Source organism: Streptomyces capoamus (assembly GCF_014654935.1).
GTDB lineage: Bacteria > Actinomycetota > Actinomycetes > Streptomycetales > Streptomycetaceae > Streptomyces > Streptomyces capoamus.
Genome location: NZ_BNBF01000004.1, coordinates 163,522 through 174,441, shown reverse-complemented (window position 1 = coordinate 174,441; position 10,920 = coordinate 163,522). Strand labels below are relative to the sequence as shown.

13 protein-coding genes are annotated in these 10,920 nt (G+C 69.6%); 6 read left to right on the top strand and 7 right to left on the bottom strand.

Annotated features, from left to right (window positions below; all coding sequences use genetic code 11):
- The first annotated feature begins 215 nt into the window (after positions 1-215).
- Positions 216-365, top strand: coding sequence for a hypothetical protein (locus tag IE312_RS08880; protein ID WP_189980060.1), 150 nt, complete (start codon positions 216-218; stop codon positions 363-365).
- Between the two features lie 208 nt (positions 366-573).
- Positions 574-963: a VOC family protein gene (locus IE312_RS08875; RefSeq protein WP_229899368.1), complete on the top strand. Its 390-nt coding sequence runs from the start codon at positions 574-576 to the stop codon at positions 961-963.
- Between the two features lie 226 nt (positions 964-1,189).
- On the opposite strand, the gene IE312_RS44650 is transcribed toward IE312_RS08875, so the two are convergent.
- The 6 genes from IE312_RS44650 to IE312_RS08855 all read right to left on the bottom strand — a co-directional run bounded on the left by IE312_RS44650 (position 1,190) and on the right by IE312_RS08855 (position 4,798).
- On the bottom strand, positions 1,190-1,417 hold the full coding sequence (locus IE312_RS44650) for a cadmium resistance transporter (protein WP_440862352.1): 228 nt from the start codon (positions 1,415-1,417) through the stop codon (positions 1,190-1,192).
- Positions 1,369-1,740 (bottom strand): cadmium resistance transporter, encoded by a 372-nt coding sequence (locus IE312_RS08870; protein ID WP_440862349.1) that lies wholly within the window; start codon positions 1,738-1,740, stop codon positions 1,369-1,371. Before IE312_RS08870 ends, IE312_RS44650 begins: the two co-directional genes overlap by 49 nt.
- Positions 1,737-1,916, bottom strand: coding sequence for a hypothetical protein (locus IE312_RS08865; protein ID WP_189980058.1), 180 nt, complete (start codon positions 1,914-1,916; stop codon positions 1,737-1,739). The genes IE312_RS08870 and IE312_RS08865 overlap by 4 nt, the downstream gene beginning before the upstream one ends.
- Before the next feature lie 114 nt (positions 1,917-2,030).
- The gene (locus tag IE312_RS39275) at positions 2,031-2,660 is read right to left on the bottom strand and encodes a hypothetical protein (RefSeq protein ID WP_229899366.1); all 630 of its coding nucleotides are present in this window, start codon (positions 2,658-2,660) and stop codon (positions 2,031-2,033) included.
- The gene (locus tag IE312_RS39270) at positions 2,624-3,835 is read right to left on the bottom strand and encodes a lamin tail domain-containing protein (protein WP_229899364.1); all 1,212 of its coding nucleotides are present in this window, start codon (positions 3,833-3,835) and stop codon (positions 2,624-2,626) included. The genes IE312_RS39275 and IE312_RS39270 overlap by 37 nt, the downstream gene beginning before the upstream one ends.
- 282 nt (positions 3,836-4,117) lie before the next feature.
- Positions 4,118-4,798 carry an NAD(P)H oxidoreductase gene (locus IE312_RS08855; RefSeq protein ID WP_189980057.1) on the bottom strand — a complete coding sequence of 227 codons (681 nt, stop codon included), beginning with the start codon at positions 4,796-4,798 and terminating at the stop codon, positions 4,118-4,120.
- Positions 4,799-4,911: 113 nt separating this feature from the next.
- Between IE312_RS08855 and IE312_RS08850 the strand changes: the two genes are divergently transcribed.
- Positions 4,912-5,841 carry an AraC family transcriptional regulator gene (locus IE312_RS08850; protein WP_440862348.1) on the top strand — a complete coding sequence of 310 codons (930 nt, stop codon included), beginning with the start codon at positions 4,912-4,914 and terminating at the stop codon, positions 5,839-5,841.
- 27 nt (positions 5,842-5,868) lie between these two features.
- On the opposite strand, the gene IE312_RS08845 is transcribed toward IE312_RS08850, so the two are convergent.
- Complete coding sequence (locus tag IE312_RS08845) at positions 5,869-6,330, bottom strand: MarR family winged helix-turn-helix transcriptional regulator (protein WP_189980335.1); 462 nt, start codon at positions 6,328-6,330, stop codon at positions 5,869-5,871.
- 146 nt (positions 6,331-6,476) lie between these two features.
- On the opposite strand from IE312_RS08845, the gene IE312_RS08840 reads away from it, so the two are divergent.
- From IE312_RS08840 to IE312_RS08830, 3 genes are all read left to right on the top strand, one after another.
- Positions 6,477-7,838, top strand: a complete 1,362-nt coding sequence (locus tag IE312_RS08840; RefSeq protein WP_189980053.1) for an MFS transporter — start codon at positions 6,477-6,479, stop codon at positions 7,836-7,838.
- A gap of 65 nt (positions 7,839-7,903) precedes the next feature.
- Complete coding sequence (locus tag IE312_RS08835; RefSeq protein ID WP_189980051.1) at positions 7,904-8,578, top strand: nitroreductase family protein; 675 nt, start codon at positions 7,904-7,906, stop codon at positions 8,576-8,578.
- Between the two features lie 206 nt (positions 8,579-8,784).
- Positions 8,785-10,920, top strand: a 2,136-nt coding sequence (locus IE312_RS08830; RefSeq protein ID WP_229899362.1) for an MMPL family transporter, incomplete at its 3' end; no start/stop codon positions are given.

Genomic DNA, 10,920 nt, shown 5'->3' with positions numbered 1-10,920 from the left:
TGCTCCTCCTCACCAGGGACGCTCTCGCCGCTCGTGGGACAGCTGACCGAGCGGGGACACGGAGCTGGTCCCCTCGGCGACGGCCATGGTCACGGGCACCGTTTCGGGCTCGGCGCGCGGTGTCGGCGCGGGACTGACGGTCGAGGCCCGGCAGATCGGGGCCACCCTCGGGCTCGCGCTGACCGACCTGCTCTTCACGTCCGTGGAGGGACCGGGTGCACGCGGCCGTCGACGACGCCTTCGCCAAGGTGACGTTCCTGGTCCTCGGCGCGGTGACGCTGCTCGGCGCCGCCTTGGCCCTCATGACCGCGTACGCCGGGAGGGCTCGGGAGCGCTCGGCGCGCCAGCAGGAGCGGGGCACCTGAGCCGGGGCGCGTCGGGGACGGAGCCGATCAGCCGAAGACGACGCATGAGGCCGCGGCGTCCGTCACCGAGACAGTCCTTCAGCGAGCCGTTCCCCAGCCGACAGTGATCGCGGCACCTCCCGGGCCGGAGCTTCTAGGACAGGTTGCGTCCTAAGAGGCGTCTACCTTCGTCAGCGCGTTGAGGCACTCGCCCCCAGGAGGCAGTCGTATGTCCGTCAAGCCTGTTCCCCAGGGCTACAGCACAGTGACGCCGTGGATCATCTCGCGCGACACAGTGCAGCTCATCGACTACATGAAGAGGGCCTTCGGCGCGGAGGAGCTCGCGTGCCTCGCGGGCAAGGACGGGGCCATCGAGCATGCGGAGGTACGGATCGGCGATTCAGTGGTGATGATGTTCGACGCGCGGCCGGAGTGGCCGCCGACTCCTGGCTTCCTGCGCCTTTACGTCGAGGACGCCGACGCCGTGCACCGTCAAGTCGTGCGGCCGGCGGTACCTCGGTCACCGAGGTCACCCACCTGTTCTTCGGAGATCGGATCGGGCGGGTCCGCGATCCGCTGGGCAACCTGTACTGGATCCAGACCCATGTGGAGGACCTGAGCCCGCAGGAGATGGAACGCCGCCTCGCCGACCCGGAGTTCACCAAGGCCATGGAGTACGTCCAAAGCGCCGACTTCTTCCCCGCCCGGGGAGCCGGCCTCGGCTGACGTTCAGGAGCGGTGCGCCGGCCGGCTGATCTGTGTGGACCTCGCAGTGCGTCCGCGCCGAGTACCCGCTGCACCGGGCCGCCCGCGTGCGGGGCAGGGAGAGGCGGGTGGGCCGGCCTTCACAGGCCGAAGGCGCCGCCCTCGATGAGGATGAGCACGCCGAGGCCGATCAGGACCAGCGGCAGCAGGATGTGGCCCCAGCGGCTGAGGGTCTTCGCGATGGCTGGCCGGGTGGCGAAGTAGCGGCCGGCCGCGATCCACACCGCGAGCAGAACCAGGAAGACGATCACGTAGGCGCTCATGCCGCCGACACCGGCGGTGGCGAAGACGGGGACGTAGACGCCGATGTTGTCGCCGCCGTTGGCGACTGCTTCTCCTCCTCGGCAGTGCCGCGGTGCCGCCAGCCCTGCACGGCGGCCTTGGTGCCCAGGGCGAGCGGCAGCAGGCCGAGGTAGGGAACGGCGGACCCGGGCAGGAAGGTCGCGCCGTATGCGGCGGCCACGGCAACGGCGAGGATGGCGGCGAAGCCCAGGAACTGCCCGAGGGCGATGTTGCGGGTGGAGTTCTTGTGACCGGCGCCCTGGGCGAAGAACAGGGCCAGGACCAGGATGTCGTCGATGTTGGTGACGGCGTACAGGCCGGCTGCCTGACCGATGATGCCGAGGTTCACGACTGCCCCAGCGACTTGGTGTGGGCCGGTCGGGCGGGGTGCACGTGTACGCCGCTCGTGGGGCGCGGGCAGTTGGAATTCACGATCGACCCGCCCAGTGGCTCTTGGGGCAGCACGAGGTACACCCGCAGCGTGGTGGCCGTCAGCATGACCACCGCCCGACCCAGCCTCAGCATCCCAGCCTTCCCGGTCCCGCTTTCACCGAAGCGACGGCACAGCCTCGCACACTCGTATGCCCCGCCCATGCTCCCCGTCGAGGCGATGCCGGCCAGGGCCGGAAAGGCTCGGAATCAGCAGGGGAACGTGCCGCTGTAGAGGGCGTGTCCGTAGGAGGAGCTTCCGGAGCCGAAGCCGTAGATGCCGTCATCGCTCCAGACCGCCTCGCGGAAGCCGCTGACGCAGGTCGACTTCGGCGCGATGGCGAAGCCCTCCAGGTTGTCCACCGGTATGACGGCCGGGTTCGTGTAGGTCGCATCCGGCACGATCGCGCCGGCGGCGTCGACCTTCATGAACGTGTGCGTCTCGCCGCAGGTGTTGTCACAGGTCGCGACGATGCGCTGGGTCCCGGCGTCGAACATCACGTCCATCACGGACGCCTTGCCGGTCGAGACCGTGCCGAACGTGGTGAACGAACCGTCGGAGTTCAGCCCGTAGACGTGCAGCGTGCCGTCCCATTCCAGACCGGCGAAGAACAGGCCCGCGCCGTGCAGCGGGTAGTTGGCCGGGTTGTACGCGGCGTGGGTGAGCGGGTCGATCCAGCCGTTCGCCGTCAGCCAGCTGTCAGGCACGCAGCCGACGCCCTCGAAGCCCAGGTTGGCGTCGTCCTTGCTGCCGGTGTCGAGCTGAGGGAACTGCGAGGTCATGTCCCACTGGTGGACCGGCGTCAGTGTCGTTCCGCTCGCGGCCGGGTCGAACTCCATGATCGTGTCCTTCGGGACGGTGTTGTTGGCGTTGTCGCGTTCCGAGGTAGGTAGATGTGGCCGTTGCCCCCGACGGTCACTCCCTCGGAGTCCGGCTGACCCGAGCCGCCCGCGAAGCGGATCTGCTTGCCGGTCGCGCTCCACGCTGGGTCCGGGACCCACTTGCCGTTGCTCTTGACCAGCTTGTACAGCCAGTTCTTGTTCTTCGCGGCCCACAGCACCGACGGGTTCGCCGGGTCGAACGCCAGCCCGCTCACGTCACGGCCCTCAGGTCCCGTGGACGTGGTGAACGCGCAGACGTCATCGGTGATCGTGACGTCCAGCCCGCCCGGCCAGGCCGACGTACCCGCCGGGGCCGTGCCCGTACCGGAGGGCGCCTCAGGAGTGCAGCCACTGGTCAGCGAGCCCCCGCCGCCCAGCAGACGACCGGTCTGGCCGCCACCGCCACCACCTCCAGCGCCGGAGCAGGAGTTGGCAGTTGCGAGCGTCGCCGTCGTGGAGGTCCGGAACCATCCGGTGCCGTTGGCGCAGCGTTCGTCGGACGGCCTGGCACCGTCAGTGGCCCAGGTCACCGAGTCGACGGAGTTGCCGCTGCTGTCGGTGAGGAAGAGCGAGTCGTTGTCGCCCAGGCCCGGAGCGGAGTTGAAGGTGACGTAACCGCCCGCGGGGATCTTCGTCGCGTTCGGCGAGGACGAAGCGACCGAGACCGGGGTGTGGCTCGTGTCGTTGTCGACGTACTTCCACGATCCGATGCTGACTGCGCTCGTGCCGCCGTTGTACAGCTCGACGGTGTCCGCGCCGTCGGAGGTGACCTCGTTGATGCGCACCTGGCTCGCCGACGGGATCGACGACGGGCAGCCGGAGCCGTTCGCGGCGCCGAACGTGGTCGCCGTGGTCGTGGTCACCCACGCGCCGGTGCCGTCGCCCCCGCAGCGGGCCATCGCAGGCTTCGCTCCGTCGGTGGCCCACTCCACGCGGTCGACAACCGTGCCGTCGGCCGTGTAGATCACCAGCTTGTCGGAGTCACCGAGCCCCTTCGGCGAGTTGAAGGTGACGAAGCCGCCGGCGGCGATCGTGGGGGCGGACGGGGTGAACGACTGCGGTGAGAAGCTGTCGTCGGACATCTTCCAGCCGCTGATGCTCACCGCGGTGGAGCCGGTGTTGTACAGCTCCACCGTGTCGCTGTTCGAAGAGGTGACCTCATTGATGCGAACGTTCTGGTAGCCGGCCGGATCAGCGGCAGCCGCAGGCTGAGCGGCGGACAAGCCTGTGGCAACCAGACCTGAGAACGTCAGAGCTGCGGCGCATAGGGGGGCGACGCCGAAGCGTGAGTATGAAGTAGGCACGAGGCGGAACTCTGGAGAAAGGACGTGGAAGCAGCGTGTACTCCGGCTGAATACCAGTTGCTCAACACCAGAACGCCCCGCGCGTCACCGCCACGATGGACACGGCCTTGCTCAAGACGGCACCGGCTCGGCAGCCAGGAACCCTTCCACGGCCTTCGTCGCCCGGCGGTCGAACTCGGCGTACCGCGCCTCGCGTTCGGTTCCGGCGACCGCGTCGCCGACCAGAAGGTTTCCCTCGGCGTCGAGTCGTTGCGGGCGCTCCTCGGCGTCGGGGAGGAGAGCGACGGTGGAGTGGGAGAACCCGCAGTAGTAGGCGATGCCTTCACTGAGGTTGGTCTCCAGCACGGCCCGCATCCCCTCCGTGACGGGATCGCCGGAGGTGACACCGGCCAGGCCCAGCCACAACATGCGCTTGCCGGCCAGGCGGGGCTTGCTGCGGCCGTAGGCGAAGCCGTAGTTCCACACCCGGTCGATCCAGCCCTTGAGGAGGGCAGGCACACTCTGCCAGTACACGGGGAAGACGGCGATGACGAGATCGGCGTCGAGGATGCGCTGCATGTGGGCCCGTACCTCGTCCGAGTACGGCTTGTCCCGATCACCCCAGTCGGGCTGGTCCGCCACGTTCATCCGCGGGTCGAACTGTTCGGCGTGCAGGTCGAGCAGGTCGACGCGGTACCCGGCGCCTTCCAGTTGCGCGGCGGTACGGCGGGCCGTGTGTGCGGTGAGGGAGTCGGCGCGGTGATGAGCCATGACCACCAGGGCGGTTCCGGCTGCGTTGTCGAGGGGCGGCATCGTTTCTCCTGACTGGGTTCCGTCGGTGCTGCCCGTCCAGTACACGACTGATCGACTGGATGATCCATGGCAGAAACGCTCCAGGGCATAGGAGTTCGTCTACGATGGCCGCCGTGGATCCCTTGAGTTCTCTGCTCAGCGGCATCCGGGCCGAGGGCTCGGTGGTCAGCCACGCCGTGCTGGAAGCGCCCTGGACCATCCGCTTCGCCGACGGTGCCCCGCTCACCATGGTCAGCGTGTTGCGCGGCGGCGGAACCCTGCGTCTGCCCGACGGAACCGAGCGAGCGGTCCGCGCCGGTGACACGGCGGTCGTGCGCGGCCCGGGGACGTTCCACCTCGCGGACGGGCCGGCCTCCTTCGACCGCCCCCACGCCGAGTACGAGATCGCCTGCTTCACCGACTCCCCCGAGTGCACCGCCCAGGACCTCGGCGGTATCCACTGGGGCAACGATCCGGACGCGGCGACCGCACTGATCGTGGGCGCCTACCGCGCCTCGGGCCGTCGCCACGAGCGGCTGCTGCTCGGCCTGCCGCCGGTGCTGGTGGTCAGCGAGGACGCCGACGTCTGCGACTGGCTGGAGCGGGCCGCCGTCGATGCCGCCCTGCGCTCAGCCGGCTCGCAAGCGCTGATGGACCGGCTCCTGGACTGGGCACTGGTCTGCACGCTGCGCGCCTGGTTCGAGCAGGCACGCTCGGACGCACCGCACTGGTACCGCGGCCTGGCCGACCCGATCCTCGCCCCGGCGCTCCACGCCTTCCACGCCCAGCCCTCCCGGAGGTGGACGGTGGGCGCGCTCGCCGCCGAGTCCGGTGTGTCACGGGCGCTGTTCGCCAAACGCTTCACCGAGATCATCGGCCGTCCTCCGCTCGCCTACATGACCGAATGCCGCATGGACGAGGCCGAGGCGCTGCTGTCCGAGACCGACCTCGCCATCGCCCAGATCGCCAGATCCGTCGGCTACGCCGATGCCTTCGGCTTCAGCGCCGCATTCAAACGCCACCGCGGCCTGAGCCCCAGCGCCTTCCGTACCGTGACGGCCTGACCGTGTGAGCTGCCCAGGGCAAGCACGTCAGGAGTGGAGCCCCAGGAGTTTGACGAGCAGTGCGGAGAGTTGCTCGCGTTCGGCCGGGGTGAGGTCCGTGAAGGTGTCGTCGAGGAATCCGGGTACCGCGTCCTCGGCCCGGGCGAGAAGTCGGCGGCCTGAGTCGGTGATCGTGACGGCGTAGGCGCGGCGATCGCCCGCGTCGCGTTCGCGCCGTACGTGCCCTGCCTGCTCCAGGCCGTCGCAGATGCCGACCATGACGCTGCGGTCGATGCGCAGTTGGTCACTCAGGGCCCGCTGCGAGCTGGGGCCGACCTCGGCGAGCATCTTGAGCACCAGATGCTGCCCGACCCCGATCCCGGACTCGTTCGCCCGGGCCTCTGCGGCGCGGGCGACGACGGTCGAGGCCCGGCACAGCGCGATGTCCAGGCGTTCTGCGGCAAGCGTCGGAAAGTAGCCGGTCTCGCGCTTCGCGGTCTTGGGCGGCATGCCCACCTCCTTCACGTGTGCGGCGGTCACTCCTGCACCCTACCAAGATTCATCTGCTCCCAGATTGTTTGCGCACCACTCATCGGATTTGTATGCTCCCCAATCATCTGGAGCAAGATAATCTGCGTGAAGATGGAGGTCCGGCGATGGTCAAGCCCGAGGGCCGGAGGCAATTGGCCCTGGTACTGCTCTGCACCGCGGTGTTCCTGGACTCGATGGATCTGTCGCTCATGGGGGTCGCCCTCCCCGCCATCGGACGGGACCTGTCGCTGTCGGAGGGCACGCTTCAGTGGCTCGTGTCCGGTTACGCGGTCGCCTACGGCGGCTTCCTGCTGCTGGGCGGCCGTCTGGCCGATCTGTTAGGCCGCCGCCGCATGTTCCTGGTCTCGCTCGCCGTCTTCGCCGCGGCCAGCCTGGTCGGCGGGCTGCTCTCGGAGGGATGGCTGCTGGTCATCACGCGGGTGGTCAAGGGACTGGCCGCGGCGCTGACCGCCCCGGCCGCCCTGTCCCTGATCACCACGACGTTCACCGAGGGCTCACAGCGCCATCGGGCCCTGGGCGTCTACGCCCTGGCCGGCGCCACCGGCTACAGCGGCGGCCTCATTGCTTCCGGGCTGCTCACCGAAGTCAGCTGGCGGCTGGTGTTCTTCCTCCCGGTGCCTATCGCCCTGCTGGTGCTGCTGGCCGCTCCGAGGGCGCTGCCGCAAGGCGGCCGACCCGACCGAGCGGGCCGTAGATTCGACGCCGCCGGCGCGGTCGCGGTCACGGCGGGAGTGCTGTCGCTGGTGTACGCGCTGACCGAGACCAGCTGGCCCGCCGGCGGGGCCGCCGCGGTCCTCCTGGCCGGTTTCGTACTGGTCGAGCGGCGGCAGCGGTTTCCGCTCGTTCCGCTGCAAGTGTTCCGGTCACGCGCCGTTTCCGGCGCCAACCTCGCCGCGCTCGCCTGGGCCTGCGCGACCATCGGTTGGCAGTTCGCCGCGGTCCTCTACCTCCAGCAGGTCCGCGGATACGGCGCACTGGCGACCGGTCTGGGCATCGTCCCCATGGGCGCGGCCATCATGGTGACCGCCAAGCTCGTCGGACGGCTGATCGGCCGGTGGGGGCTGGGCCGTACCGCGGTCGTGGGGATGCTGGTCCAGGCCGCCGGGATCCTGCTGTTCCTCCGGGCCGGCACGGATGCCGGCTACGCCGGTGTGCTGCTACCGGCGCTGGTGGTGCACGGCGTGGGCAACGGCCTGTCCTTCCCCAGTCTCAACATCGCGGCCGTCAGCGCTCTCCCCGACGACCAGCAGGGCCTGGCGTCCGGACTGATCACCTCCGCCGTCCAGATCGGGGCAGGCATCGGCGTCGCCGTGCTCGCCTCGCTCATGACCGCCGCCGCGCCCGGCATCGACGGCTACCGGGTCGCCTTCCTCACGGCGGGCTGCTTCTCCCTCATCGGCGCCGCCCTGGCTCATTTCGGCCTGCGCGCGCACGCCGAGGACGCCGAGACGCCGGCCCCCGCCTGACCGACCGCCCCACGACGCCACCGACCCCGGCTCCGAAATCGAAACCGAAACCGAAGGAAGCGGCCGTGACGCTGAACCTGACCCCCGACCAACTCCTGTCGACCACCCGCGCCGTACGCAAACGCCTCGACTTGGACCGCCCGGTCCCGCGCTCCCTGATCGAGGAATGCGTGGACCTGGCCACCCAGGCCCCGACCGGCCGCAACCGGCAGCGCTGGCACTTCATCGTCATCACCGAAGACACCCAACGGCGAGCCGTGGCAGACATCTTCCTGCGCGCCCTGCCACTGGCCGGCGGACACCTCCTGACCGAACGCGACGCATGGCGCATGAACTACCATCCCGGCTCCACCGAGCGTGTCTTCGACGGCCTACGCCACCTGGCCGCGAACATCCACCGCGTGCCCGCCTTCGTCATTCCCGGGGTGGAAGGACGCACCGATCACGCGCCGGTGACCGTGCAGGCGGGGGCATGGGGCTCGATCCTGCCGGCGGTCTGGAGCTTCATGCTGGCCGCCCGGGCACGCGGCCTGGGCACCACCTGGACGACAGCGCAAGGACCACTGGAGCGGGAACTGGCCGAGACGCTCGGCGTGCCGTACGACGACATCATGCTGGCCGCCTTCATTCCGCTGGCTTACACCATCGGCACCGACTTCAAGCCGGCCCGCCGGATCCCCCGCGAGCACGTCCTGCACTGGGACCGATGGGAACAGCACTCCGCCGGGCCCACGCGGTAGCGCACCACCGTTCAGTGGATCGTCAGCCGGACTGTCGTCCTCCTGCCCGGAGCCTCCGGGCAGGACTGACGGACGGCCGACGAACGTGACGGTCTTGCACGCGCTCAGCCTCCCCTGGGCCGGACGGGGGTCCACCAGTCGGTGGACCCCACGTTCAACCGGTCGCTGCTGTCGGCACCCCGACCCTGGGGAAGAGCATGGATGCCATGAGGAATCTTCCCGTACGCATGGCTCGTTGGAGCGCCGCCCACCCGTGGCGGGGCATCGTCGGCTGGTTCGTGTTCGTCGTCCTGTGCTTAGGAGTCGGCATCTCGGTGGGCACGACCGCGGCGACCACCGAGGACTTCCGCATCGGTGAGGCTGGACGCGGCGAAGCGATCGCCGCGGAGGGCGGGTTGCAGCAGCGCCCCGTCGAACACGTGCTGATCACCACGAAGCCGGGCACCGGAGAACTCGACATCGCCGCGGCCGACTCGGCCGCCGCCGACGTCACCGCCCGGATGAGCAAGCTGCCAGAGGTCCTCTCGGTCGCCGACCCGGTGCGCAGCGCAGCCGGTACGGCGGTGCGGGTCACCGTCACCATGAGAGGCCCGGAACTGGCGGGCAAGAAGCACGTCGACCCGCTGATCGAACAGACCGCGGCCGTGCAGAAGGTTCATCCCGGGCTGCGCGTCGAGGAAACCGGGTCGCCGTCCATCAGCAAGGGCGTCGACGAACTACGCGGCGACGACCTCTCCCGCACCGAGGTGATAGCCCTGCCGGTCACCCTCATCACCCTGCTACTGGTCTTCGGCTCCGTGGCGATGGCCCTCGTACCGCTGCTGCTGGCCCTGTCCTCGATCGTCGCGGCCGTCGGTCTGTCGATGGTGGCCTCGCACGTCTTCCCCGACGCGGGTGTCGGCACCAACGTCATCCTGCTCATCGGCCTCGCGGTCGGCGTCGACTACACGCTCTTCTACCTCAAGCGTGAACGCGAGGAACGGGCGCGCGCCGGCGGCAGACTGAGCCCGCAGGCCGTCGTCGAGCTCGCCGCCGCCACGTCCGGACGGGCTGTCGTCCTCTCCGGTCTCGCCGTCGCCGTCTCCAGCGCCACCCTCTACCTCGCCGACGACGTCATCTTCTCGTCCATCGCCACCGGCGCGATCGTCGTCACGCTCGTCGCCATCGTCAGCTCCCTGACCGTGCTGCCCGCCGTGCTCGCCGAGCTGGGCATGCGTGCCGAGCGCCGGGGCGAGCGCCGGGCGGCCCGCGGAGTCGCGCCGAAGAAGCAGAAGGGGCACAGGACCGGCCCCGGCCGGCTGACCGCCGCCGTGCTGCGCCCCGTCGCCAAGCACCCCGTCGCCACCCTCACCGTCACCGTCGTCGGGCTGCTCGCCCTCACCGCCCCGGTCCTAGGCCTCAAGCTCACCGACATGGGCCGCGAGACACACTCCCGCTCCATCGCCGCCATGCAGGTCTACGACCGGCTCAACGCCGCCTACCCGGAGCTGAAGTCCATGCACCAGGTCGTCGTCCGCGCCGACGCCGACCGCTCGCCCGAGGTGACGGCCGCGCTGCGCGCACTCGCTTCCGACGTCAGGGACGATCCGCGCCTGAGCGGGACCTCCAAGCTGACCACGTCGCCCGACAAGCGGATCAGCATGCTCCAGCTGCAGGTCCCGCACTACGTCAGCAGCGACGCGGCCCAGTCCTCGCTCAAGGACATCCGCGACACGTACGTCCCGCAGACCGTCGGCCGGGTCCCGGGCGCCGAGGCCGCGGTGACCGGTGACGTGGCCCGCTACACCGACTACCCGACCCACCAGGAACAGAAGCTGCCCCTCATCATCGCGGCGCTGCTCCTGGTCACCTTCGCCATGACCGTGTACGCGTTCCGCTCCGTCGTCCTCGGCCTGGTCGGCATCGTCCTCAACCTCCTCTCCGCCGCCGCGTCGCTCGGCATCCTCGTCATGGTCTTCCAGCACACCTGGGCCGAAGGCCTGGTCGACTTCCACTCCACCGGATCGATCGGCTCCCGTGTCCCGCTGTTCCTCTTCGTGATCCTGTTCGGCCTGTCGATGGACTACCAGGTCTTCGTGATCAGCCGGATCCGTGAGGCCGCCTTGCGCGGAGTGCCGACCCGCAGGGCCGTGGTCGAGGGCATCGGCAGCTCGGCGGGCGTGGTGACCAGCGCCGCCGTCGTCATGGTCACGGTGTTCGCCAGCTTCGCGGCGCTGCACCTGATCGAGATGAAGCAGATCGGCTTCAGCCTCGCAGTCGCCGTCCTCCTGGACGCCTTCGTCATCCGGATGCTGGTCCTGCCGTCCCTGATGCTCCTGCTCGGCGAGGCCAACTGGTGGCCC